Source organism: Kangsaoukella pontilimi, assembly GCF_009830125.1.
In the GTDB taxonomy this organism is placed as follows: domain Bacteria; phylum Pseudomonadota; class Alphaproteobacteria; order Rhodobacterales; family Rhodobacteraceae; genus Kangsaoukella; species Kangsaoukella pontilimi.
In genome coordinates this window covers 1,274,011-1,297,403 of sequence record NZ_WUPT01000001.1, presented here as the reverse complement: position 1 = coordinate 1,297,403, position 23,393 = coordinate 1,274,011, and the positions used below count along the sequence as shown (strand labels likewise).

Below are 23,393 nucleotides of genomic sequence, written 5' to 3'. Positions count from 1 at the left end.
GAAGTGTCAAAGACGCTTTCCGTCAGGCGTGAGAAAAGTCTCAGCTCCGGATGCGCTCCATTCCCGGATCGAACAGCGGTTTCAGCGACGCCTTGGCCGGAAAGCGTGTGCCTGCCACGTCGATCTCCCATGTCCCCGAGGCGACGTCATCGGGGGTAAGCGGTCCCGCCGTTTCGGCAAAACCGATCCCTACCGCCCCGCCGAGGGTGTGGCCGTATGCGCCGACCTGGATATGCCCGACTGCCGTGCCGTTCAGGTAAACGGTCTCGTTGCTGAAAAGAAGCGGCGCGGGATCGGTCAGTAGAAACTGGAGCATTCGCCGTTTGGGCGTGCCCTCGGCCTTCAGCCGGGCCAGCGAGTCGCGCCCGATGAACCCGCCCGGCTTGTCGAGTTTCACCGCAAAACCCAGTCCCGCCTCGATCGGGTTGTCCGTGTTGTCCACATCCACGCCGAAATCGCGATAGGCCTTTTCCAGACGAAGCGACGAGAGCGTCTGCATCCCCGCATCCCGGACGCCAAGATCCGCGCCGGCCTCTTTCAGAAGGTCATAGACCTGAACGGCGTGGAGGTTCGGTACGTGTAGCTCCCAACCCAACTCGCCCACATAGGTCACGCGAAGCGCGGTGACCCGGAAATAGCCCACATCGATTTCCTGCGCGGTCATGAAGGGGAAGGCGTCGTCCGAGAGGTCCGTCTCGCTGACCCGTTCCATCAGGTCGCGCGCACGGGGGCCGTGCACGTTGATCTGGGTGATGCCGGGCGTGACGTCGGTGATAGTGACGAACTGGTCCGGGCCGATATGGCGGCGCATCCAGGTCTTGGTGTGGCCGTGGCTGTTCTCGCCGACTACCACGAGGAACTTTTCGCGGCCGAGACGCGTGACGGTCAGGTCCGCCTCGAAGCCGCCCGCGTCGTTCGTCCAGGCGGTGTAGACGACGCGCCCATTGGGCACGTCCACCTCGTTGCAACTGATGCGGTTGAGAAGCGCGCAGGCATCGCGCCCCTGGACGAGGAATTTCGCCATCGACGACATGTCCATCAGGATCACGTCTTCGCGGGCCGCGCGATGCTCTTCCGCGTGCCAGTCCCACCAGTTCTGGCGGCCCCAGCTATAGGCCTCGATCTTCGCCTCCGCGTTCGAGGGCGCGAACCAGTCGGGTTGTTCCCAGCCGTGGCTTTCGGTGAAATAGGCGCCCGCGTCTTTCAGCCGGTCGTAGAGGGCCGAGCGTTTCAGGCCGCGGGCCGTCTTGAACGTGTCGTTCGGGAAATGCGCGCCGAAGGATTTGGCCAGAAGCTCTTTCGTGCGGTCGTGGCGGAAGGCCGGGGTGTTGTGGCTGCCATCGGCGAAGCGATCGACGTTGAAAGCCGTGTGATCGACCGGGCAGCGCCCGTCCACGATCCAGTGCGCCAGCGCCATGCCGATGCCCGGACCGTAGAGGATGCCGAGCGAATTGAGGCCTGCCGCCACCCAGCAATTGCGCAGGCCCGGCGCTTCGCCCACGAGGGGGGCAAGGTCTGGTGTGAAGCTTTCCGGTCCGCAGAAGAGCTTCTTGACGCCAGCGGTCGCGGCGGAGGGGACGCGGCGGAAGGCCGCTTCCAGATGGGGAACGACGCGGTCCCAGTCGGGCTCGATTTCCCCGAAAATGAAATTCTCGGGGATGGCGTCGATGTTCCAGGGCGCGGCGTCGGGCTCGAAAAGACCAACCAGAAGCCCGCCCACCTCTTCGCGGAAATAGGCCCAGGAATGGGCGTCCTCGAGCAGCGGCAGGTCGCGGGTGACTCCCTCGATCGGTTCGGTGATGAGGTAATAGTGTTCGGCGGCCTGCAGGGGCAGGTTCAGCCCGGCGCGGGCGCCGATCTGGCGTGACCACATACCGGCAGCAATGACCACATGCTCGGCCATGATGTCGCCCTTGTCGGTGCGCACGCCGGTCACGCGGCCATTCGCGGTCAGGATGTCCTGCACCGAGGTATCCTCGACGATCCGCGCGCCCCTGCTGCGCGCTCCCCGCGCCAGGGCCTGTGTCGTGTCCACGGGGTTGGTGCGCCCTTCGAGCGGATACCAGAAGGCGGCGATCGTGTCCGAGAAATCCCCGATGGGAAACCGCTCTGCGGCCTCGGTAGCGGTGATCTCGTGCATCTCGATCCCGAAGCGGCTCATGAAGGCCGCGCCGCGCCGGAGTTCCTCCAGCCTTTCGGTGGTGTCGGCGGGCTGAATATAGCCCACCTGCCGGAAGCCTGTCGCCTGACCCGTCTCGGCCTCGAGGCCCGCGATCAGGTTGCGGCCATAGGTATAAAGCTCGCATTCCCATTCCGCGCCGAGCACCGCCGGAACGATCTCGCCTGCCGCGTGCCATGTGGTGCCGGAGGTCAGCTTGTCCCGCTCCAGCACGACGACATCGGTCATCCCCAGTTTCGTCAGGTGGTAGGCGATGTTGCAGCCGATCGAGCCGCCACCGATGATGACGCATTGTGCATGGGATGGAATTTCCTGGGACATGGCGTCAGGTCCTTTGCAATACGGTCGCCGAGTGGGCGGGGCCAATTTTTTGATCAAAAAATTGCACGCGACAGGCCGAAGTCAAGGCAAACGGTTTTTTTAGCAAGGTTCTGAGGCGCTTCGGTCCCGGCGACGGTCGAGGAGGAGACGTCACACCTTTCAAGTTTTATCAAAACGCCTGTTTGGTACGCGAAATTTTGGCCATAGAATCTGTTTTATGAGCGGTTTGAAAACTTTTGCTGCGCTTGTCTTCGGGTTGACCATGGTTCCCGAGCCGTCGCCTGCATCTGACGATCTGCCAAGAATCTTCGCGAATTGTGCGGGCCAGCTTTCGGCCATGGTCGAGCACTCGTGGCTGATGCAGGACGCGAAAGCCGACACCTATGCCGCTCAGCGGGCGCAGTTCCTCGATCTTCTGGATGCGGTCGACGGGCCTTCGACCGCTCAGTCCCTGAACCGCAGAATTGACGCCAAGGCTGCGCAAGCGGGGCTTTTGCGCGAGGCGGCCTTCGGGCGTGACCGCGAGAGCGCGTACCATGCGGCGCAGCGCGCCGAAGCGATAGTGGCCCAATGCCGCGTATTGCTGCTCGGCGGCTGACGGTCGAGTTCGCAATAAAGCGCGCCTCATAATTAGGCGTTTCTCAAAAAAGTGCGACGAAATTCATCTTTTCGACCCGCGCGTCGTCTCCTGAACAGGCGCGCCGCTCGTTATCGATCACGGTTAGTGGCTTAGATCGCGGCGGGTAAACGCACCCGATCGAACGTGCGATGGTGCCGGACTAGCACACCAGAACACCACCGCACTCCGCAAATGAATTGCGTGGGGGGCATATGGGGGAGAAGTCCAGCCAGTGCAATGGTCCCGCGCGACACGCAAAGGAACTCGCGATGTCGGAAAAACTACTTGCATCCACTGCCGCCATTCTGCTCGCCGCTGCCGTTCCGGCCGCTGCTCAGGACGTCTCCTGCCCGATCAAGGTGGGTGTCCTGCATTCGCTGTCAGGAACCATGGCGATCTCGGAGACAACGCTGAAGGACACGATGGAAATGCTCGTCGAGCAGCAGAACGAGGCCGGTGGCCTTCTTGGCTGCGAGCTCGAAGCGGTCGTTGTGGACCCCGCTTCGGACTGGCCGCTCTTCGCTGAAAAGGCGCGCGAGCTGCTGACCGTCCATGAGGTCGACGTGATCTTCGGCAACTGGACCAGCGTGAGCCGGAAATCGGTTCTGCCCGTGATCGAGGAGCTGAACGGTCTTCTGTTCTATCCCGTCCAGTACGAAGGCGAAGAATCGTCGAAGAACGTCTTCTACACCGGTGCCGCGCCCAACCAGCAGGCGATCCCGGCCACCGATTACTTCCTTGAGGAACTCGGCGTCGAGAAATTCGCGCTTCTGGGCACGGACTATGTGTACCCCCGGACCACGAACAACATTCTTGAGTCGTACCTGCAGCAGCAGGGCATTCCGGCCGAGGACATCTTCGTCAACTACACGCCCTTCGGCCACTCGGACTGGTCCAAGATCGTGGCTGACGTCGTCGCGCTGGGTGCCGACGGCAAGAAGGTCGGCGTGATCTCGACCATCAACGGCGACGCCAACGTGGGCTTCTACAAGGAACTCGCCGCTGCCGGTATCTCGGCGGACGACATCCCTGTCGTGGCCTTCTCGGTGGGTGAAGAAGAGCTTTCGGGCCTCGACACCTCGAACCTTGTCGGTCACCTGGCTGCGTGGAACTACTTCCAGTCGGCGGACACCGAAGCCAACGAGGAATGGGTTGCCGCATGGAAGGCCCGCATGGGTGAAGACCGCGTGACCAACGACCCGATGGAAGCCCATTACATCGGCTTCAACATGTGGGTGAACGCCGTGACCGACGCCGGAACCACCGATGTCGATGCGGTCCGGACCGCCATGTACGGTCAGGAATTCCCGAACCTGACGGGCGGCACGGCGGTCATGCTGCCGAACCACCACCTGGCGAAGCCGGTTCTGATCGGTGAAATCCAGGAGGACGGCCAGTTCGACATCATCAGCCAGACCGAGGAAGTGCCGGGCGACGCCTGGACCGACTTCCTGCCGGAATCGGCTGTCCTGACCTCGGATTGGAAGGACCTTGGCTGCGGTATGTACAACACCCAGACCGAGACCTGCGTTCAGATCAAGTCGAACTACTGATCCACGCCTCCGACGCGAAACGGGGGGTGCGCATGTGCCCCCCGACACCTTCTGAAAGTGAGTCTGGAATGACCCGTTCGCTCTGCCGGATCCTGATCTGCTGCCTGATCTCCATCGCCGCGCCGGTCGCCGCGCAGCAGGCGGACGCGCCCATTCAGCAGGTTCTTCAGGCCCATGGCGACGAGATCGAGAAGTCCTCGCGCCGCACCATCGGCCCGGCCATCGACGCGCTGGCGGCCAGTGGGCTGTCTGAAGCGCAAGAGGTGCTCGAGCGCTGGCAGGCCAAGGAAATGTGGCGCCAGACCGAGACCGGGCTTTTCGTCTGGGCCGAAGAAATCGACCGCGACACGCTCAGGGTTTTCGATTTCGCGGATGGCTCCGAATTGGGCACCTTTTCCGACGATGATTACGAACAGCTGAAGCCAAACTCCGGTATACGAGGCATGATCGGCGCGGCGCTCGTGCGCTTTCAGCTGACCGATCCCGATCCCGTGAACCGTGCAACCGCGCTTGACGCCATCGAACGCGACCCCGAGGCCTCGCATCTCGCCGCGCTCCGTGCCGCCGCCGGGGATGAGACCGACCCGTCGCTCGCCGCGCGCAAGACGCGACTCGAGCGGTTGCTGACGATCCGTTTCGACGAGGACGAGGCCGCCCGGATCGAGGCGATCGAGTATTTCGACGGCGATCTGGGCGTTGACGTCCGCGCCGCGCTGAACCCGCTACTGGCCACAAGGATCGAGGTGGCAACGGCACTGCCCGAGGGCGATGACATAGGGCGCGTGCTGGAACCGGGGTCGGAGGCACTGAGCGAGGATGATGCCTACGGCCTTCTGGTCGATGCCGGTCTGGCCGCGCCACGGATCGGCCGGGACGACAAGCGCGTCGCGCTTGAAGGCCATATCGAGAACGGCCGGATCGCGGGTATTCAGGTGGCGACACTCGACAGCGAGGCCGCGCGCGACATGGCCTATGCGGCGCTCGCCGCCGCGGGCGAGGTCGAGCCTGTCGCGACCGAAGCCGAGGTCTCCGAGGCGCTGTCGTCTCATGTTTTTTATGAGCGCTTTACCGGCGCGCCGCCTGCCGTTGTCGCTGCCGCTTCCGGTGTGCTGGCAGGGATCGAGAATGCGGTCGCGGTCAATCAGGCGATGGATTTGGGGCTGGATGCGCTGTCGCTTGCGTCGATCTATTTCCTTGCCGCCATCGGGCTCGCCATCACCTTCGGCGTGATGGGTGTCATCAACATGGCCCATGGCGAGTTCATCATGATGGGCGCCTATACGGGCTATGTCGTGCAGCTTTTCGTGCCCGACTACACGCTTTCGATCATCGTCGCCATTCCGCTCGCCTTCGCGGTGACCTTCGCGGCGGGTGTCGCGCTGGAGCGGCTGGTGATCCGCTGGCTCTATCACCGGCCTCTGGAGACGCTTCTCGCGACCTTCGGGGTGTCCATCGCGCTTCAGCAGATCGCCAAGAACATCTTCGGCACGCAAGCGCGTCCGCTGACCGCGCCGGGCTGGCTGGATGGGTCTCTCGTCTTCAACGACATCGTCTCGATCAGCTATATCCGGATCGCGATTTTCGTGCTGGCGCTCATGTTCCTTGCGCTGATCCTCTTCGTGATGAACCGGACCCGGCTGGGCCTGGAGGTACGCGCCGTGACGCAAAACCCGCGCATGGCGGCGTCCATGGGGATCAATCCCGACCGGATCAACATGCTGACCTTCGGCTTCGGCTCGGGGATCGCGGGGATCGCGGGCGTGGCCATCGGGCTTTACGCCAAGGTGACCTCGGAGATGGGCGCCGACTACATCGTGCAAAGTTTCATGACCGTGGTCGTGGGGGGCGTCGGCAACATCTGGGGCACGCTTCTCGGGGCCTCTCTGGTGGGCAGCCTCCAGAAAGGGATCGAGTGGCTGAACCCGTCGAACACGCTGGCCGCGCAGACCTACATGATCCTGTTCATCATCCTCTTCATCCAGTTCCGGCCGAGGGGCATCATCGCGCTCAAGGGCCGGGCGGCGGAGGCGTGATCATGGTGCATGTTTCTGGCTTTGCACCCGCTTCGCGGTCGCGGTGGCAGGGGGGCGCTGCCCCCCTCGGCCCTTCGGGCCTCACCCCCCGGGATATTTCCGAACAGGCGAAGGGGAGGGGCGCATGAGCGACATGGCCGTGGATATGGGGCGGCGGCGGCCCTTTGTGGTGCGCCACCCCTCGGTGCTGATCTTTCTGGCGGCGCTTGCGCTCTTCACGGTTGGGGTCACGATCCTCGCCGAAGGCTTCGGGATCGGTGTGATCTCGACGAGTTTCGTGAAGACGCTCGGCAAGACGCTCTGCCTCTGTCTTGTGGCGCTCGCGATGGACCTCGTCTGGGGCTATTGCGGAATCCTGTCGCTTGGGCACATGGCGTTTTTCGGGATCGGCGGCTACGCGATCGGCATGTGGCTGATGTATGCGCGGACCGAGCTGATCGTCATCGAGAGCCTTGCCGCCGCGCCCCTGCCGCCCACGCCGCAGGAGATATCGGACGGGATCGCCACGCAGATCTTCGGCGTCGTGGGGGCGTCCGAATTCCCGGCCGTCTGGGCGTTTGCGCATTCGCTGCCGCTGCAGCTGGCCGCGGTCGTGCTGGTGCCGGGGCTGTTGGCGCTGGTCTTCGGCTGGCTCGCGTTCCGGAGCCGGGTGACGGGGGTGTATCTTTCGATCCTGACCCAGGCGATGACGCTGGCCCTGTCGCTCTACCTGTTCCAGAACGACAGCGGGCTTCGCGGCAATAACGGGTTGTCGGGACTACAGAACCTTCCGGGCCTCGATCAGGTGCCGCAATCGGTCGTCTCGATGTGGTTCTTCTGGGCCTCGGCGCTGGCGCTTGGACTTGGCTATGTCCTGTCGGCATGGGTCGTTTCGGGGCGGTTCGGGTCGGTCATCCGCGCGATCCGGGACGACGAAGCGCGTGTGCGCTTCCTCGGCTATCCGGTCGAGGCGTTCAAGCTTTTCATTTTCACGCTGACGGCGATCATCGCGGGCATCGCGGGTGCGCTTTATTATCCGCAGGCGGGGATCATCAACCCGGCGGAAATCGCGCCCATCGCCTCAATCTACCTGGCGGTCTGGGTTGCCATCGGCGGGCGCGGGCGGCTTTACGGTGCGGTGATCGGGGCGGCCTTCGTCTCGCTTCTGTCGACGTGGTTCACGGGCGGGCAGGCGCCGGATGTGAACCTAGGGTTCTACACGATCTCATGGGTCGACTGGTGGACGGTTCTGCTGGGGCTGTCCTTCGTGGCGGTGACGCTCCTCGCGCCGAAGGGGATCGGCGGGCTCATCGACCTTCTGACCGACCGGGTCAGCCCGGACCGGCATGGCGCGGACCTGGGGCCTGAGCCCGGCGCGCTTCGGGAGAAGGAGGCGGACCGATGAGCACGCTTCTGGAAGTCTCGGGCGTCTCGAAGACCTTCGACGGGTTCAAGGCGATCAACAACCTGTCCTTCCGGATCGGCCGGCGCGAACTGCGCGCGGTGATCGGGCCCAATGGTGCGGGCAAGACGACCTTCATGGACATCGTGACGGGCAAGACGCGGCCCGACAGCGGTACGGTTCTGTATGGGGACAAGGGGCAATCGCTTCTTGCCATGTCGGAAAGCCGGATCGCGCAGGCCGGGATCGGGCGGAAGTTCCAGCGGCCCACGGTGTTCGAGGATCAGACTGTACGCGAGAACCTGACCATGGCGCTCGATGGCTCGCGGGGGCCCTTCGCAGTTCTCTGGTCGAGGGCAACGCGGGAGGCGGCGCACAGGGTTGCCGAATTGGCGGGTGAGATCGGTCTGGACGGGACGCTCGACCGGAAAGCCGGTGAACTGAGCCACGGGCAGAAGCAGTGGCTGGAGATCGGTATGCTGCTGGCGCAGAACCCCAAGCTGTTGCTGGTGGACGAGCCAGCGGCGGGTATGACACCGGCCGAGCGCGAGCATACTACGGACATTCTGGTCGAGGCGGCGAAGACCCGTGCGGTCGTCGTCGTCGAGCATGACATGGAGTTCGTGCGGCGGCTGAACTGCAAGGTGACGGTGCTGCACGAGGGGTCGGTGCTGGCCGAGGGGTCGATCGATCATGTCACGGCGGATGAGAAGGTGATCGAGGTGTATCTTGGCCGATGAGATTTTGCGGACCGAAGGTCTGACGCTCCATTATGGCGGGAGCCAGATTCTCTACGGGGTCGACGTGACAGCCGCGCGCGGCAAGGTCACCTGCGTCATGGGCACGAACGGCGTGGGCAAGACGAGTCTTCTGAAGGCGCTCTCCGGCAGTCACCCCCGAAGTGGCGGGCGCTATGTTCTGGATGGCGAGGAGATCGGGCGCGCCAATTCTCACGCGTTGGCGCGTAAGGGCGTCGCCTATGTGCCCCAGGGGCGCGAAATCTTCCCCTTTCTGACGGTGGCCGAGAACCTTGAAACGGGCTTTGCGTGTTTGCCCCGCGGCGAGCGGCGGGTGCCAGAGGAGATTTTCGAGCTCTTCCCAATCCTGAAGGAATTTCTGGCGCGGAGGGGCGGGGACCTGTCGGGCGGGCAGCAGCAGCAGTTGGCCATTGCGCGGGCGCTGGTGACGCGGCCCAAGCTCCTGCTGCTTGATGAACCGACCGAGGGCATTCAGCCCAACATCATCAAGCAGATCGGCGAGGTGATCCGGCGGCTGCGGGATCAGGGCGACATGGCGATCGTTCTGGTCGAGCAGTATTTCGACTTCGCCTTCGGGATCGGGGACGAGTTCATCGTGCTGGAGCGCGGCGCGCAGAAGCTGCGAGGCCGGGCGGGCGAGATCGAGCGGGATGCGCTCTTGCAGGCGGTGTCGGTCTAGGGCAGGCGGCCTATTCGGCTGGCATGTAGCCGGTGATCAACTGGCGAAGCCCGAAGGCCGCGCCGGCGAAGATCGAGATCGTGGCGACCGGCGCGCTATAGGCCAGAAGCGAAAAGGCCGAGATGCCCTGTCCAACGCTGCAGCCCACGGCAAGGATCGCGCCCGCGCCCATCATCGCAGCGCCGCCGATCTGACGGCGAAGTTCGCGCGGGTCTTCGCAGGCTTCCCAGCGGAAGTGCCCCTTGGAGAACGAGCCGAGCGCCGCGCCGATCAGCACGCCAAGGACCGAGCCCACGCTGAAGGACACCGTGTTCCCCGAAGCGGTCATCGAATAGTAGATCGTGTCGCCGATGGGGGCGGCGAAGGTGTGGGTCTCGATCGGTTCCAGTCCAAAGCCGTTCTCTGCGATCCAGTAGGTACCGATCCAGCCGGAAAAGACGGCAAGCCCCACGACTGCGCCCCAGATCACATGCGACGGGGAGGCGCGCATCTCGCGGCTGCCGAGCGCGACTGCCAGGATGACCAGGCCCACCGAGAGACCAGTAATCCAGGGCGCGATCCCAAGCCTTGCCTCCATGATGCCGCTCAGTCCCTGCGGTGTGGCGGCGCCGGTCTCGACCGGGAAGAGCCAGACCCTGACATGGGCGAGCGGGCCGGACATGACCACATAGGCCGACAGCCCCATGACGATGACGATGACGAGCGAGCGCATGTCGCCGCCGCCGAGCCGCGCGAGCGCGCCGTAGCCGCAATTGCCTGAAAGCGCCATGCCGTAGCCGAAGATCAGCCCGCCGACGATGGTGGCGACCGGGTTCCAGACCTGATCGAGATAGACCGTCCGGCTGCCGTCAAGAAATCCGGTGGACATGGCGATATGTGCGGCGATCACGGCGACGCCTACGGCAATGCCCCACATCCTGAGGCGGCGGTCATCCGAGGAATAGAGCGCGTCTTCGATCGCGCCGAGGGTACAGAAACGCCCGATCCGCGCGGCAAGGCCAAGGGCAATGCCGCCCGCAAGCCCGATCAGGGCTGCGGCCTGCGCTTCGCTAAGGATGTCCAGCATGGGTTCCCTCCCTTGCCCGGAGGGCTGTTTTCAGCCTCGCCGGTCGTCCGCCCTGCAGAACAGGTCGTAGACAAGCTCGATGATTTGACGCGGGCGGTCATCTGTCAAGCTGTAGTAGATCGCCTTGCCGTCCCGTCTGGGTGTGACCAACCCTTCGAGCCGCAGGCGCGAAAGCTGCTGCGAGACCGCCGCCTGCCGCGCCGACAGAAGGTCTTCAAGCTCGGTCACCGACTTCTCGCCCGATGCAAGGTGGCAGAGGATCATCAGGCGCCCTTCATGGCTGATGGCCTTCAGGAAGTTGGATGCATCGAGCGCGTTCTGCATCATCTTTTCCATGTCTTCCGGACAGGTGTTTTCGTCGAATACCGGAAGGCGACCGCCGACGGCAGGTCTGACTCCCGTGCTTTCTTGCGAGATCTCCGCGTCCATGGCTCTTATCCCGTTTCTTCGACCGAAACGTCGGCCCTCTCCAACATCATGTCCAGAAGACCCCAGAAGAAATCCTCTCCCGGGTAGCCTTCGATACGATCGATCTCGGCGCCGTCGCGCACGAGGATGAATGTGGGGGTGAAGCGCACGCGCTGCGCGAAGTCCACGCCTTCGGGGGCCTCGCCGTGAATGTCGAAGCGTTTCAGCGGAGCGGCCCGACCTTCGGGCGTTTTGTGATAGGCGTCGGCAACTTCCGCATCCCATCGGGCGCACCATATGCAGCCATGCTCTTCGGCCATGAAGAGAAAGGTCTCGGCCTGAGACAGTGTCGGCACAAGTGCCGCCAAAGAGATCGCGATGGCGCGCAGGATGGACACGGAAAGGCTCCGATTGACGTCAAGATCGCCCAATCATAATCTAATATTTGAATTCTTCAAGAATCTCGGTGCGATGTCATGTTCGACGTCACTTTATTTGGCGCATTTGTCGCGGGTTTGCTGTCATTTTTGTCACCCTGCATCCTGCCCATGGTGCCGTTTTATCTGAGCTATCTTGCCGGTGTCGGCATGAACCAGATTTCAGCAGAGGCACAGGTGACCCCGGCGGTGCGGCGGCGCGCGTTTATCGCCTCGCTCCTGTTCGCGCTCGGCGTGATCACGGTGTTCGTCGGGCTTGGAGCAACGGCGACCGCCTTCGGCCAGTTCGTTCGTGACTATTTCGACGTCCTCAGATGGGCGGCCGGCGCGCTGATCATCGCCATGGGGCTGCACTTTCTGGGGGTGATCCGGATCGGCATTCTCTACCGACAGCTCAGGGCCGAGCCGGGTGAGACATCGAATCTTGGCTATGTCGGCGCCTTCGTGATCGGTTTGGCTTTCGCCTTTGGATGGACACCCTGCGTCGGGCCAGTTCTGGCAGCGATCCTGTTCACGGCGGCGGGTCAGTCCAGCGCGGGGCAGGGGGCCGTTCTGCTGTTCACCTATGGCGCGGGCATGACACTGCCCTTCATCGCGGCGGCGCTCTTCATCGGCCCTTTCATGCGGTGGATGTCTCGGTTCCGCCGCCATCTCGGCCTGATCGAGAAGCTCATGGGCATTCTGCTGATCCTGTTCGGAGTGCTGATCGCGACAAATACGATAAACTACATCGCCCAATGGATGCTGGATACGTTCCCTGTCTTCAGCTCCATCGGCTAGGAGGAGGAGGACTTTTCAATGAGAAGACTTATTGCTGCGCTATTCGCGGTCCTGATCGCCTCGGCGGCGCAGGCCGTGGAGATGGGCGACGACGGCCTGCACAAGCCGGACTGGTTGCGCGAAACTTTCAAGGACCTTCAGGAGGATCGCGCCGAGGCGGAAGCCGAAGGCAAGCGCCTGATGATCATCGTCGAGCAGCGAGGCTGTTCGTACTGCAGGGAGATGCACGAAAAGACCTTCACCGATCCCCGCGTGAAATCGATGCTGGAAGAGGATTATTTCCCGGTTCAGGTGAACCTGCACGGCGATCTTGAGATCGTCGATATCGATGGCGAGGTCCTGTCGGAAAAGGCGGCGACGCGGAAATGGGGGGTCCTTTTCACGCCCACGATGATTCTGTTGCCTATGGAGGTTTCAGACGACGCTTCTGCCGCGGCGCAGGCGGCTGCGGTCATGCCCGGAGCATTCTCCGCCAGCACAACTCTGGACCTTCTGACATGGGTGAAAGAGGAACGCTACCTCGATCAGTCAGAGGAAGATTTTCAACGATATCATGCCCGTATGGTTAGCGAACGCGGCGGCGAGGGTATCGACTGACGCACAATAAAATTCATTTAATTGAATTTGTTGTTGCGTGAAAATGACGGTGTGCCTTAGTGTACCAAAAAACCGGCCTTAGGGAGGGCTCATGAAAAAGATGCTGGTCACGGCGGGACTCATCACCGCCTTCGCACTTCCACTACACGCAGAAATGGTTGCACCGACGCAGGTGGCCTTTACCGACGGTGCCGTTGAGGGGTCACTCACCGGCACCGCGGGTGATCCGGCGGCCGGACGCGTGATCATGAACAAGGGGGCGGGCAACTGTATCGCCTGCCACATGGTCTCGGATCTCGAAGAGTTCCCGTTCCACGGCGACGTTGGTCCTTCGCTCGACGGCGTCGGCGACCGCTGGACCGAGGCTGAGCTTCGCGGGATCGTGTCGAACGCCAAGGAAATGTTCCCGGATACCGTGATGCCTTCTTTCTATCGCACGACCGATTTCGTGCGTCCGGGCAACGGTTTCACCGGCAAGGCGGCAGAGGGCGAGCTTGATCCGCTTCTGACCGCGCAGCAGGTCGAGGACGTCGTGTCCTATCTGCTTACCCTCAAGGAATAATCGGCCCTGCGGCCGAGAGACGAACAGGAGAAATGGCAATGAAGCTTACAAGACGCGAAACCATCTTCGCCGGTTTCGGTGCCGCCGTTGCAACGGTGCTGCCGCTGCCGGCTCTCGCTTCGGTGGATGACGCCGTGGCGGCCTTCACGGGTGGCGCAGATGTCGGCTCGGATGGCATCACGCTGAACACACCCGAGATCGCAGAGAACGGCAACACCGTGCCGATCGAAGTGTCGGCGCCTGGCGCCGTGTCGATCATGATCCTTGCGGCAGGCAACCCGAACCCGGACGTAGCCACGTTCAACTTCGGCCCGCTCGCCGCCTCGCAAAGCGCTTCGACCCGCATCCGGCTTGCCGGCACGCAGGACGTGATCGCGGTCGCGAAGATGGCGGACGGATCGTTCGTGCGCACGGCAAACGAAGTCAAGGTTACCATCGGCGGCTGCGGCGGCTGAGTTAAGGGAAAGGAACCAGACAAATGGCAGACGGAGTCAAACCCCGCGTCAAGGTGCCGAGCAAGGCCGCTGCAGGCGAAGCCATCGTCATCAAGACGCTCATCAGCCACCAGATGGAATCGGGTCAGCGCAAGGACAGCGACGGCAACGTCATCCCGCGCTCGATCATCAACCGGTTCACGGCTGACTTTAACGGGCAGAACGTCGTTGACGTGACGCTTGAGCCGGCGATCTCGACGAACCCGTATTTCGAGTTCGAGGCGACCGTACCGGAAAGCGGTGAATTCACGTTCACATGGTACGATGACGACGGCTCGGTCTACACCGAGACCAAGTCGGTCGAAACCAGCTGATCAGTGCCTCAGGGAGGGAATACATGAAAAATATCAAGGCACTATCAGTCACAGCTAGCATAATGGGCCTTCTGGCGGCGCCTGCCGTCGCCGGACCCGACAGCGACAGCCTCGTGATCAACGGTGAACTCGAAATGGTCACCGAGACGGCTGCGCCCGAGCATCTCGACGGGGCTGTCGGCGACACCATCTATTCAGGCTGGCGTTTCCGGACGGACGAAACGCAGGCTCTTCAGCTTGACGATTTCGATAACCCGGCGATGCTGACCGTCGACAAAGCCATCGACTATTTCAACACGGTTGACGGAAGCGAGGGCAAGTCCTGTGCGTCCTGCCACGAAGGTCCCGAGGAATTTGCTGGGCTGACGGCATCTCTGCCGCGCGTCGAGGACGGCAAGCTCGTAGTGTTGGAAGACATCATCAACGGACACAGGGCCGAGGTGATGGGCGCCGAGCCGTGGAAATGGTCGGGCCAGGATATGCAGGGCATGGTCGCCCTCATCGGCCTGCAGTCCCGCGGGATGCCTGTCGATGTGAAGATCGACGGCGACGCTGCGCCGTTCTGGGAGCAGGGCAAGGAAATGTACTACACGCGCTACGGTCAGCTCGAACTGTCCTGCGCGAACTGCCATGAACAGAACTATGGCAACATGATCCGTGCCGACCACCTGAGCCAGGGGCAGACCAACGGTTTCCCGGTCTATCGCCTGAAGCAGGCCCAGCTGATTTCGAAGCACAACCGCTTCCGCGGCTGTATCCGGGACACGCGGGCCGAGACGTTTGCCGAGGGTTCGGACGAATTCCGCGCGCTTGAGCTCTATGTCGCTTCGCGCGGTAACGGACTTTCGATCGAGACACCGGCGGTCCGCCAGTAACCGCTTTGACGGCCCGCTCCTTTACTGGGGCGGGCCGTTTCCGTTCAAACGAATTCATGAATGCGAATGTGAGTAGGTGATAACATGATCTCGCGGCGCGACTTTCTACAGGCATCCATGGCGGCGGCGGCAATCGTCGGCGGTTCCGGCTTCGGCAACTGGGCACGGCTCGCGGCGCAGCAGCGCCTGACGCAGGACCAGCTTCTGCAGTTCGACACGTTCGGGAATGTCTCGCTGATCCATGTGACCGACATTCACGCGCAGATGGTTCCGATCTATTTCCGTGAGCCTTCGGTGAATATCGGGGTCGGCCCGAACAAGGGTGCCGTGCCGCATATCACCGGCGCCGATTTCCGTCGCTTCTACGGGATCGAGGACGGCAGCCCCTCGCATTATGCCCTGTCTTCGGGCGATTTCGCCGCTCTGGCTCAGGGCTATGGCCGTATGGGCGGGCTTGATCGGGTCGCCACCGTGATCAACGCCATCCGCGCCGATCGGCCCGACGCGCTCTTGCTCGACGGCGGCGATACCTGGCACGGATCCTACACCTGCTATCACAGTCAGGGTCAGGACATGGTTAACGTGATGAACGCGCTCAGGCCCGACGCGATGACGATGCACTGGGAGTTCACGCTCGGCAGCGACCGGGTACATGAGCTTGTCGAGAGCCTTCCCTTCGCCGCGCTCGGTCAGAACATCTTCGACGCCGAATGGGACGAGCCGGCCGAAATGTTCCCCCCCTACCAGTTCTTCGAGCGGGGCGGCGTGAACATCGCCGTGATCGGGCAGGCATTCCCTTATATGCCGATCGCCAACCCCGGATGGATGTTCCCGGAGTACTCCTTCGGTATCCGCGACGAGCACATGCAGGAGATCGTCGATCAGGTCCGGGCAGAGGGCGCGGATTGCGTCGTCTGCCTCAGTCACAACGGCTTCGACGTGGACAAGAAGATGGCGAGTATCGTCAGCGGCATCGACGTCATTCTTTCGGGACACACCCATGATGCGCTGCCCGAGCCGGTTCTTGTGGGCGAGACGATTATCGTGCCGTCGGGCTCGAACGGGAAATTCGTGAGCCGCGTCGATCTGGACATCCAGAGCGGTCGGATGATGGGCTTCCGTCACAAGCTGATCCCGATCTTCTCGGATGTGATCGAGCCGGACGCCGAAGTCGCCGCCGTGATCGAAGCCGAACGCGCGCCGCACATGGACACCCTGTCCGAGGTGATCGGCCAGACCGATGGCACGCTCTATCGCCGCGGTAACTTCAATGGCACCTGGGACGATCTGATCTGCGACGCGCTTCTCGACCAGCGCGATGCCGAGATCGCGCTCAGCCCCGGCGTCCGCTGGGGGCCGTCGCTGGTGCCCGGGCAGGACATCACCCGCGAGGATATCTGGAACGTCACCTCGATGACCTATCCCGAAGCCTACCGCACCGAGATGACCGGAGATTTCCTGAAGATCGTTCTGGAGGACGTGGCCGACAACATCTTCAACCCCGACCCCTACTACCAGCAGGGCGGGGACATGGTGCGGACCGGCGGCCTTGGCTACCGGATCGACATCTCGAAGCCGCAGGGCGAACGGATCAGCGACATGACGCTTCTCAAGACGGGCGAGGCCATCGACCCGGCCCGCAGCTACGTCGTCGCCGGCTGGGCCAGCGTCAACGAAGGCACCGAAGGCCCGCCCATCTGGGACGTGGTCGAGGCGCATATCCGGAACATGGGCACCGTCACCGTGTCCGAGAACAACGATGTCGAAGTCGTGGGTCTCTGAGAGAGCGCCCCGCGAATTCTGAACCGATGACGTCCGAGCGTTCCTGACGGTCGCTCAAGTGGAAGACCAACGGAGGTTGGAGATGAAAGCAACACTTTCGCGCCGGGCGCTTTTGCGCTCGGGATTTGCCACCGGCGTTTCCGCAGCGGCGGGCGCGGCTCTGGCCCAGGACGGGCCGGACCCGCTGATCACCGAAACGCAGGATTGGGCGATTTACACGGGCGACCCGGTCGACGCGACGCCCTACGGCCTTCCGATCCGCTTCGAAGCGGATGTGATCCGGCGGAACGTGCCCTGGCTGACCGCCGATCCGATCAGCTCGATCAACTTCACGCCGATCCATGCGCTTGACGGCACGATCACCCCGCAGGGCTGCGCGTTCGAGCGTCACCACTCGGGCGCGATCGAGCTGGCCAAGGAAGACTACCGACTGATGATCAACGGTCTGGTCGATACGCCGCTGGTCTTCACCTATGAGGACCTCGAACGCTTCCCCCGCGAGAACCATGTCTATTTCTGCGAATGCGCGGCGAATACCGGCATGGAATGGGCGGGTGCGCAGTTGAATGGTGTGCAGTTCACCCACGGCATGATCCACAACATGGAATATACGGGCGTTTCGCTGCGCACGCTTCTAAACGAGGCCGGTCTTGGCGCGGCGGGCGATCTGTCCGACAAATGGGTCTATGTCGAAGGTGCCGATGCCTCGTCCAATGGGCGTTCGATCCCGATGGAAAAGGCGCTCGACGATGTGCTGGTGGCCTTCAAGGCCAATGGCGAGGCGCTTCGGAAAGAGCACGGGTATCCTGTCCGACTGGTCGTTCCCGGCTGGGAAGGCAACATGTGGGTCAAGTGGCTGCGCCGGATTGAGGTCACCGATGCCGCCGTCCAGAGCCGCGAGGAGACGTCGAAATACACCGATGTTCTGGCCGACGGCACAGCGCGGAAATGGACATGGGTCATGGACGCCAAGTCTGTCATTACCTCGCCCAGCCCGCAGCAGCCGATTACCCATGGCAATGGCCCGCTGGTTATCACCGGCCTCGCATGGTCGGGCCATGGCAAGATCACGCGGGTCGACATCTCGAAGGACGGCGGCATGACTTGGGAGACCGCGCGCCTTGGCCGCCAGGGCGACACCAAGGCGCTCACGCGGTTCTACCTCGACACCGAGTGGAACGGCGAGCCGTGGCTCCTCCAATCGCGCGCGATGGACGAGACCGGCTACGTTCAGCCGACCAAGGACGAACTTCGCGAAGTGCGGGGCGAGAACTCGGTCTATCACAACAACTGCATTCAGACGTGGGCGATTGCGCCCGATGGGAAGGCCGAGAATGTCGAAGTCTCCTGACACCAAAAGCATCATGATCCCAGCCGTCGGCGGCGCCGCGCTTGTGCTAGGCGTGGCCTACGGGTTGGCGACAACGAATTACGGCAAGGACCGGATCGAAACGCTGGAGGCCAGTTTCGCCGCCGAACGTGCCGCAGTAAGCGAGCAGGCCGCGCGCGTTACCGATCTGGAAGCGGCTCTGGCCGAGTTGCAGGCGTCGTCGGAGACGCAGCTCTCTGAAGCTCAGGCAGCGGCCGAGAGCCAGATCGCCACGCTTTCCGCACAGCTTGAAGCGGTGAAGGCCGCAGCCGGCGCAGCCGCCGAGAACCTGCCCGCAGTCACTGCCGCGGCGGCTTCGACACAGGCGCGGACCGGTGGCTTCGGTCTTGGCCGCGAAGCGCATCCCGAAGAGCTTGCCGCCTGGGATGTGGACGTCCTGCCGGACGGCCGCGGTCTGCCCGTGGGGTCGGGCGACGTCTGGACCGGTGACGAGGTTTTCTCGGAGAAATGCGCCTCCTGCCACGGCGACTTTGCCGAAGGCCGCGACGCATGGCCGGTTCTGGCTGGCGGGTTCGACACGCTGGACGACCGTGATCCGGTCAAGACCGTGGGGTCCTACTGGCCCTATCTCTCGACCGTCTGGGATTACGTCCATCGCTCGATGCCCTTCGGCAATGCCGGGACGCTGACCGATGACGAGGTCTACGCGATCACCGCCTATATTCTCTACTCGAACAATCTCGTGGAGGACGACTTCACGCTTTCGAACGAGAACTTCACCGAGGTGGAGATGTACAACACCGACGGTTTCATCGTGGATGATCGCCCGGCGGTGGAATACACGATGTGGTCGGGCGAGCCTTGCATGGAGAACTGCAAGGACGGGCCGGTCGAAATCACTCGCCGCTCGACCGAGGTGGGCGTGACGCCCGCCGACGATGGCAGCATGGCCGAAAGCTTTATGGAAGAGCAGCTTGCTCGCCTTGGCGGCACCGAATGGGGCAAGGAACGCGTCGCGGGGTCGGTCTTTATGGGGCCGGGCGGCGTCATGCAGGACGAACCTGTCGAGGCCGAAGAGAGCGCCGGGACCGAAGTGGCAAGCGCGGATGGCGCGGCACCCGCTGCCGAAGCCGATGCAGCTTCAGACGCCGGGCCCGATCCTCAGCTTGTGGCCATGGGCGAGAACGTCTTCCGCAAATGCTCGTCCTGCCACCAGGTGGGCGACGGGGCGCGGAATCGCTCGGGGCCGCAGCTGAACGGGGTTGTGGGCCGCGCCGTCGGCGGGCTGGACGGGTTCCGGTATTCGGGCGCGTTCGAGACCGCCCATGACGAGGGCATGGTCTGGAATGACGAGACATTGGCCGGCTTCCTGGAAGACCCGCGCGGCTACCTTGAGGGCACCAAGATGTCCTTCCGCGGCCTCAATGACCCGGCAGAGGTCGAGGCCATCATCGCCTATCTCAAGTCTTTCGACGGGTGATGAGGTCAGGGTTTCTCAAATACGGCGTCGCGGCGTTTCTCGCCGCGGCTCTGCCTGCCTCGGCACAGGAATTCGGAGATGCGGCAGCGGGCGAGGCGGTGTTCGGTCGGTGCTCGGGCTGCCATCAGGTCGGACCCTCGGCGCGGAACAGGGTCGGGCCGCAGTTGAATGGCATCTTTGGCCGTCAGGCGGCCACCGTCGACGGGTTCCGCTATTCCAACGCTTTTCAGCGGGCCGGGGCCAAGGGGCTTGAGTGGCATATCGACGAGCTTGACGCCTTTCTGGAAAATCCCAAGCAGCTGGTCCCCGGCACGCGCATGAGCTTTCGCGGCATTTCCGATGAGGGCGAACGCGCCGACCTGATCGCCTACCTGCGCCAATACTCGGATTCGCCCGCCAATATCCCCGAGGCCGATCCAACGGCGATGGCGACCGATCACGAGGTCGCGCCCGACATCCTCGCCCTCGTGGGCGACCCGGAATACGGCGAGTACCTGTCCAGCGAATGCACCACCTGCCACCGCGTTGACGGGCAGGATGCGGGCATCCCGTCGATCGTGCTTTGGCCGGAAGAGGATTTCGTCATCGCCATGCACGCCTACAAGGCGAAGGTGCGCGAGCATCCGGTGATGAACATGGTCGCAGGACGATTGAGCGACGAAGAGATCGCGGCGCTCGCCGCGTATTTTGCGAAGATAGAAAGTCAATAAAAACAAAATTTTAGGGAGGATATCATGAAGCTGAACAGACGACTTTTCATAGGTACCGGCGCGGCCGCGGCCTCGACACTTGCAGCACCCATGGTTCACGCTGGCGCGCACGGCAAGCCCCGCGTGATCGTCGTGGGCGGTGGCGCCGGCGGCGCGACGGCGGCCCGCTATATCGCCAAGGACAGTGACGGCGCGATCGACGTCACGCTGATCGAGCCAACGCGGACCTATTACACCTGCTTCTTCTCGAACCTCTATCTTGGCGGCTTCAAGGAGATGGACGATCTCGGCCACAGCTATGGTACGCTCGCCAGCGACTACGGCATCAACGTCATCCATGACTGGGCCGTGGGTGTGGATCGGGACACCAAGACGGTCACGCTGGCCGGTGGCGATAGCCTTCCTTACGACAAGCTGATCCTGAGCCCCGGCATCGACTTTGTGGATGGTTCGGTGCCCGGCTGGGATATCACGGCGCAGAACGCCATGCCGCATGCTTATAAGGGCGGCTCGCAGACCGAGCTGCTCAAGGCGCAGATCCAGGCGATGCCCGAAGGCGGTCTGTTCGTCATGGTCGCGCCGCCGAACCCCTATCGCTGCCCGCCGGGGCCGTATGAGCGCATTTCGATGGTCGCCCATACGCTGAGCAAGATCAATCCGACGGCCAAGATCCTGATTGCCGACCCCAAGGAAAAGTACTCGAAACAGGGCCTCTTCGAAGAGGGCTGGCAGAAATACTACGGCGGCATGATCGACAGGCTCGGCCCCGATTTCGGGGGCGGCAACGTGTCGGTCGACCCTGCGGCGATGACGGTGGATATCGACGGGTCGGTCGAGCAGGCGGATGTCGTCAATGTCATTCCCGCACAGAAGGCCGGACGCATTGCTGAGCTGGCAGGCGTCACCGACGGCAACTGGGCGCCGGTGAACCCCGAAGACATGTCCACGAAGGCCGATCCGGATGTCTATGTCCTGGGCGATGCAGCGGCGCAGGGCGACATGCCCAAATCGGGCTTCTCAGCCAACAGCCAGGCCAAGGTCTGTGCCAACGCCGTGCGCGGCGCCCTGACCGATTCCCGCGTTTTCCCGGCCAAGTTCTCGAACACCTGCTGGTCGCTGATTTCCGAGAATGACGGGGTGAAGGTTGGCGCCAATTACGAGCCTGCGGACGGCAAGATCTCCAGCACCGGCGGCTTCGTCAGCCAGACGGGCGAGGATGCTGCGCTTCGTAAAGCCACCTACGAGGAGTCCGAAGGCTGGTATGCCGGCATCACCGCCGACATGTTCGGATAAGACCCACAGGCGGGCCGGCATGATCAGGATCAAATACCGGCCCGCCCAAACTTTGTAAGAAGGACAGAGAGAGGAGAACCACCATGCTGAAGCATCTTTTTCTGACGCTCGCTCTGACCGTACCCGCAATGGCCACCGCCGAAGAGGCGGTCTCGGTCCCATTCAACGGTAGCTTCGAAGACGCGACTTTCGCGGTCGAGACGGCAATCGTGGGGCAGGGGCTTGTGATCGACTATGTGAGCCACGTGGGTGACATGCTCAATCGCACCGGCGAGGATGTCGGCAGCGATGTTATGCTCTTCAAGAACGCGGACATCTTCGTCTTTTGCTCGGCCGTCATCAGCCGCGAGGTGATGGAGGAAGATCCGATGAATATCGCCCACTGCCCCTACGGGATATTCGTTGCCGAGACCGAAGACGGGGTCATGATTGGACGGCGCGACTATCCGGACGGGCCGATGGACAAGGTCGAGGCGATGCTGGATGCCATCATCGCAGAGGCGGCCGAAGGCTAGGACGGACTATGAACTACCAAGACTTTTTCGCCGAGGAACTGACGCGTCTGAAAGACGAGGGCAACTATCGCCACTTTGCCGAGCTTGAGCGGCACAATGGCGCCTTTCCGGCGGCGACGTGCCACAACGGGCCGGGCGAGGTGACGATCTGGTGCTCGAACGACTACCTGGGCATGGGCCAGCACCCCAAGGTTCTGGACGCTATGCACGAGGCGCTGGATCGAACCGGCGCGGGTGCGGGGGGCACCCGCAACATCTCGGGCACGACCCATGACCATGTCCTTCTGGAAGCCGAACTGGCCGACCTGCACGGCAAGGAGGCGGCGCTTCTGTTCACCTCCGGCTATGTCTCGAACTGGGCGGCGCTCGGCACGCTCTGTTCGCGGATTCCGGGTCTCGTGGTTTTGTCGGATGCGCTGAATCATGCTTCGATGATTGAAGGTATCCGGCATTCACGTGCGCAAAAGGTCATCTGGAAACACAATGATCTTGAGGATTTGGAGGCGAAACTTCAGGCGATTCCCGCCAATCAGCCCAAGCTGATCGCCTTCGAGAGCGTCTATTCCATGGATGGCGACATCGCACCCATCGCCGAGATCTGCGATCTCGCGGACCGCTATGGTGCCATGACCTATCTGGACGAGGTGCATGCTGTTGGGCTCTACGGTCCGCGCGGCGGCGGCGTTGCCGAACGCGAAGGGCTGATGGACCGCCTGACCGTGATCGAAGGGACCCTCGGAAAGGCATTCGGGGTCATGGGCGGCTATATCGCGTCTTCGGCGGCGCTTTGCGATTTCGTGCGGTCTTTCGCCAGCGGCTTCATCTTCACCACGGCTCTTCCGCCCGCCGTCGCGGCAGGGGCGGCGGCTTCGATCCGGCATCTGAAAGAAAGCATCGCTGAGCGCCAGGCCCATCAGGACCGGGTGGCCGAGGTAAGAGCGCGGCTCGACGGGATCGGTCTGCCCCATATCGAGAACCCGAGCCATATCATCCCGGTGATGGTCGGAGACCCGGTGAAATGCCGGTTCATCTCGGATCGGCTTCTGGCGGATCACGGCATCTACATTCAGCCGATCAACTATCCGACCGTGCCGAAGGGGACCGAGCGTCTGCGGATCACGCCGTCACCTGTCCACTCGGCAGAAGATATCGACCGGCTGATCGGCGCGTTGGAGGCACTCTGGACAGAATGCCAGTTGGCGCGCCTCCCGATGGCGGCTCAGTAAC

The 23,393-nt window shown here is 62.9% G+C and carries 23 protein-coding genes; 19 read left to right on the top strand and 4 right to left on the bottom strand.

The features are described from left to right. Nucleotides 1-40: 40 nt before the first annotated feature. Nucleotides 41-2,500, bottom strand: coding sequence for a GcvT family protein (locus GQ651_RS06420; protein WP_160763353.1), 2,460 nt, complete (start codon nucleotides 2,498-2,500; stop codon nucleotides 41-43). A 217-nt stretch (nucleotides 2,501-2,717) separates the two neighbouring features. On the opposite strand from GQ651_RS06420, the gene GQ651_RS06415 reads away from it, so the two are divergent. The 6 genes from GQ651_RS06415 to urtE all read left to right on the top strand — a co-directional run bounded on the left by GQ651_RS06415 (nucleotide 2,718) and on the right by urtE (nucleotide 9,523). Further along, on the top strand, nucleotides 2,718-3,098 hold the full coding sequence (locus GQ651_RS06415; RefSeq protein ID WP_160763352.1) for a hypothetical protein: 381 nt from the start codon (nucleotides 2,718-2,720) through the stop codon (nucleotides 3,096-3,098). A 290-nt stretch (nucleotides 3,099-3,388) separates the two neighbouring features. Next, complete coding sequence (gene urtA, locus GQ651_RS06410; RefSeq protein WP_160763351.1) at nucleotides 3,389-4,672, top strand: urea ABC transporter substrate-binding protein; 1,284 nt, start codon at nucleotides 3,389-3,391, stop codon at nucleotides 4,670-4,672. Between the two features lie 68 nt (nucleotides 4,673-4,740). Continuing rightward, nucleotides 4,741-6,705, top strand: coding sequence for an urea ABC transporter permease subunit UrtB (urtB, locus tag GQ651_RS06405; protein ID WP_160763350.1), 1,965 nt, complete (start codon nucleotides 4,741-4,743; stop codon nucleotides 6,703-6,705). Between the two features lie 133 nt (nucleotides 6,706-6,838). After that, the gene (gene urtC / locus GQ651_RS06400) at nucleotides 6,839-8,089 is read left to right on the top strand and encodes an urea ABC transporter permease subunit UrtC (RefSeq protein ID WP_406565452.1); all 1,251 of its coding nucleotides are present in this window, start codon (nucleotides 6,839-6,841) and stop codon (nucleotides 8,087-8,089) included. Further along, complete coding sequence (urtD, locus tag GQ651_RS06395; RefSeq protein ID WP_160763348.1) at nucleotides 8,086-8,826, top strand: urea ABC transporter ATP-binding protein UrtD; 741 nt, start codon at nucleotides 8,086-8,088, stop codon at nucleotides 8,824-8,826. Before urtC ends, urtD begins: the two co-directional genes overlap by 4 nt. 1 nt (nucleotide 8,827) lies before the next feature. Further along, entirely contained in the window at nucleotides 8,828-9,523 is a 696-nt protein-coding gene (gene urtE, locus GQ651_RS06390; RefSeq protein WP_319637386.1) for an urea ABC transporter ATP-binding subunit UrtE, read from the top strand. A 10-nt stretch (nucleotides 9,524-9,533) separates the two neighbouring features. On the opposite strand, the gene GQ651_RS06385 is transcribed toward urtE, so the two are convergent. From GQ651_RS06385 to GQ651_RS06375, 3 genes are all read right to left on the bottom strand, one after another. Then, a complete protein-coding gene (locus GQ651_RS06385) occupies nucleotides 9,534-10,589 on the bottom strand; it encodes a YeeE/YedE family protein (protein ID WP_160763346.1) in 1,056 nt (351 codons plus the stop codon). 30 nt (nucleotides 10,590-10,619) lie between these two features. Beyond that, complete coding sequence (locus tag GQ651_RS06380) at nucleotides 10,620-10,925, bottom strand: ArsR/SmtB family transcription factor (RefSeq protein ID WP_227257975.1); 306 nt, start codon at nucleotides 10,923-10,925, stop codon at nucleotides 10,620-10,622. Between the two features lie 98 nt (nucleotides 10,926-11,023). Further along, on the bottom strand, nucleotides 11,024-11,395 hold the full coding sequence (locus tag GQ651_RS06375) for a thioredoxin domain-containing protein (RefSeq protein ID WP_319637341.1): 372 nt from the start codon (nucleotides 11,393-11,395) through the stop codon (nucleotides 11,024-11,026). Nucleotides 11,396-11,473: 78 nt separating this feature from the next. Between GQ651_RS06375 and GQ651_RS06370 the strand changes: the two genes are divergently transcribed. From GQ651_RS06370 to hemA, 13 genes are all read left to right on the top strand, one after another. After that, nucleotides 11,474-12,214 carry a cytochrome c biogenesis CcdA family protein gene (locus GQ651_RS06370; RefSeq protein WP_160763344.1) on the top strand — a complete coding sequence of 247 codons (741 nt, stop codon included), beginning with the start codon at nucleotides 11,474-11,476 and terminating at the stop codon, nucleotides 12,212-12,214. Nucleotides 12,215-12,232: 18 nt separating this feature from the next. Further along, the gene (locus tag GQ651_RS06365; RefSeq protein WP_160763343.1) at nucleotides 12,233-12,811 is read left to right on the top strand and encodes a thioredoxin family protein; all 579 of its coding nucleotides are present in this window, start codon (nucleotides 12,233-12,235) and stop codon (nucleotides 12,809-12,811) included. Nucleotides 12,812-12,902: 91 nt separating this feature from the next. Further along, on the top strand, nucleotides 12,903-13,373 hold the full coding sequence (gene soxX, locus GQ651_RS06360; protein WP_160763342.1) for a sulfur oxidation c-type cytochrome SoxX: 471 nt from the start codon (nucleotides 12,903-12,905) through the stop codon (nucleotides 13,371-13,373). 38 nt (nucleotides 13,374-13,411) lie between these two features. After that, nucleotides 13,412-13,828 (top strand): thiosulfate oxidation carrier protein SoxY, encoded by a 417-nt coding sequence (gene soxY / locus GQ651_RS06355; RefSeq protein WP_160763341.1) that lies wholly within the window; start codon nucleotides 13,412-13,414, stop codon nucleotides 13,826-13,828. A 23-nt stretch (nucleotides 13,829-13,851) separates the two neighbouring features. Next, entirely contained in the window at nucleotides 13,852-14,181 is a 330-nt protein-coding gene (soxZ, locus tag GQ651_RS06350; RefSeq protein ID WP_160763340.1) for a thiosulfate oxidation carrier complex protein SoxZ, read from the top strand. A 23-nt stretch (nucleotides 14,182-14,204) separates the two neighbouring features. Further along, the gene (soxA, locus tag GQ651_RS06345) at nucleotides 14,205-15,056 is read left to right on the top strand and encodes a sulfur oxidation c-type cytochrome SoxA (RefSeq protein WP_406565446.1); all 852 of its coding nucleotides are present in this window, start codon (nucleotides 14,205-14,207) and stop codon (nucleotides 15,054-15,056) included. Between the two features lie 84 nt (nucleotides 15,057-15,140). Then, on the top strand, nucleotides 15,141-16,838 hold the full coding sequence (gene soxB / locus GQ651_RS06340) for a thiosulfohydrolase SoxB (protein WP_160763339.1): 1,698 nt from the start codon (nucleotides 15,141-15,143) through the stop codon (nucleotides 16,836-16,838). An 82-nt stretch (nucleotides 16,839-16,920) separates the two neighbouring features. Then, nucleotides 16,921-18,189, top strand: coding sequence for a sulfite dehydrogenase (gene soxC / locus GQ651_RS06335; RefSeq protein ID WP_160763338.1), 1,269 nt, complete (start codon nucleotides 16,921-16,923; stop codon nucleotides 18,187-18,189). Next, a complete protein-coding gene (locus tag GQ651_RS06330) occupies nucleotides 18,173-19,648 on the top strand; it encodes a c-type cytochrome (RefSeq protein ID WP_160763337.1) in 1,476 nt (491 codons plus the stop codon). Before soxC ends, GQ651_RS06330 begins: the two co-directional genes overlap by 17 nt. Next, nucleotides 19,648-20,358 carry a c-type cytochrome gene (locus GQ651_RS06325; RefSeq protein WP_160763336.1) on the top strand — a complete coding sequence of 237 codons (711 nt, stop codon included), beginning with the start codon at nucleotides 19,648-19,650 and terminating at the stop codon, nucleotides 20,356-20,358. Before GQ651_RS06330 ends, GQ651_RS06325 begins: the two co-directional genes overlap by 1 nt. A gap of 24 nt (nucleotides 20,359-20,382) precedes the next feature. Then, a complete protein-coding gene (locus GQ651_RS06320) occupies nucleotides 20,383-21,651 on the top strand; it encodes an NAD(P)/FAD-dependent oxidoreductase (RefSeq protein ID WP_160763335.1) in 1,269 nt (422 codons plus the stop codon). A gap of 83 nt (nucleotides 21,652-21,734) precedes the next feature. Next, nucleotides 21,735-22,166, top strand: a complete 432-nt coding sequence (locus GQ651_RS06315; RefSeq protein ID WP_160763334.1) for a DUF302 domain-containing protein — start codon at nucleotides 21,735-21,737, stop codon at nucleotides 22,164-22,166. A gap of 8 nt (nucleotides 22,167-22,174) precedes the next feature. Next, nucleotides 22,175-23,392: a 5-aminolevulinate synthase gene (gene hemA / locus GQ651_RS06310; RefSeq protein WP_160763333.1), complete on the top strand. Its 1,218-nt coding sequence runs from the start codon at nucleotides 22,175-22,177 to the stop codon at nucleotides 23,390-23,392. Nucleotide 23,393 lies beyond the last annotated feature (1 nt).

Bases quoted from the DNA above. Each gene is read 5' to 3' on its own strand.
- GQ651_RS06380 (WP_227257975.1), bottom strand. From the start codon at position 10,925: ATGGAAAAGATGATGCAGAACGCGCTCGATGCATCCAACTTCCTGAAG.
- urtC (WP_406565452.1), top strand. From the start codon at position 6,839: ATGGCCGTGGATATGGGGCGGCGGCGGCCCTTTGTGGTGCGCCACCCC.
- GQ651_RS06315 (WP_160763334.1), top strand. From the start codon at position 21,735: ATGCTGAAGCATCTTTTTCTGACGCTCGCTCTGACCGTACCCGCAATG.
- soxC (WP_160763338.1), top strand. From the start codon at position 16,921: ATGAAAGCAACACTTTCGCGCCGGGCGCTTTTGCGCTCGGGATTTGCC.
- soxZ (WP_160763340.1), top strand. From the start codon at position 13,852: ATGGCAGACGGAGTCAAACCCCGCGTCAAGGTGCCGAGCAAGGCCGCT.
- GQ651_RS06420 (WP_160763353.1), bottom strand. From the start codon at position 2,500: ATGTCCCAGGAAATTCCATCCCATGCACAATGCGTCATCATCGGTGGC.
- urtA (WP_160763351.1), top strand. From the start codon at position 3,389: ATGTCGGAAAAACTACTTGCATCCACTGCCGCCATTCTGCTCGCCGCT.
- soxX (WP_160763342.1), top strand. From the start codon at position 12,903: ATGAAAAAGATGCTGGTCACGGCGGGACTCATCACCGCCTTCGCACTT.
- GQ651_RS06330 (WP_160763337.1), top strand. From the start codon at position 18,173: ATGTCGAAGTCTCCTGACACCAAAAGCATCATGATCCCAGCCGTCGGC.
- GQ651_RS06370 (WP_160763344.1), top strand. From the start codon at position 11,474: ATGTTCGACGTCACTTTATTTGGCGCATTTGTCGCGGGTTTGCTGTCA.
- soxB (WP_160763339.1), top strand. From the start codon at position 15,141: ATGATCTCGCGGCGCGACTTTCTACAGGCATCCATGGCGGCGGCGGCA.
- urtB (WP_160763350.1), top strand. From the start codon at position 4,741: ATGACCCGTTCGCTCTGCCGGATCCTGATCTGCTGCCTGATCTCCATC.
- hemA (WP_160763333.1), top strand. From the start codon at position 22,175: ATGAACTACCAAGACTTTTTCGCCGAGGAACTGACGCGTCTGAAAGAC.
- urtD (WP_160763348.1), top strand. From the start codon at position 8,086: ATGAGCACGCTTCTGGAAGTCTCGGGCGTCTCGAAGACCTTCGACGGG.
- GQ651_RS06320 (WP_160763335.1), top strand. From the start codon at position 20,383: ATGAAGCTGAACAGACGACTTTTCATAGGTACCGGCGCGGCCGCGGCC.
- GQ651_RS06415 (WP_160763352.1), top strand. From the start codon at position 2,718: ATGAGCGGTTTGAAAACTTTTGCTGCGCTTGTCTTCGGGTTGACCATG.
- GQ651_RS06365 (WP_160763343.1), top strand. From the start codon at position 12,233: ATGAGAAGACTTATTGCTGCGCTATTCGCGGTCCTGATCGCCTCGGCG.
- soxA (WP_406565446.1), top strand. From the start codon at position 14,205: ATGAAAAATATCAAGGCACTATCAGTCACAGCTAGCATAATGGGCCTT.
- soxY (WP_160763341.1), top strand. From the start codon at position 13,412: ATGAAGCTTACAAGACGCGAAACCATCTTCGCCGGTTTCGGTGCCGCC.
- GQ651_RS06385 (WP_160763346.1), bottom strand. From the start codon at position 10,589: ATGCTGGACATCCTTAGCGAAGCGCAGGCCGCAGCCCTGATCGGGCTT.
- GQ651_RS06325 (WP_160763336.1), top strand. From the start codon at position 19,648: ATGAGGTCAGGGTTTCTCAAATACGGCGTCGCGGCGTTTCTCGCCGCG.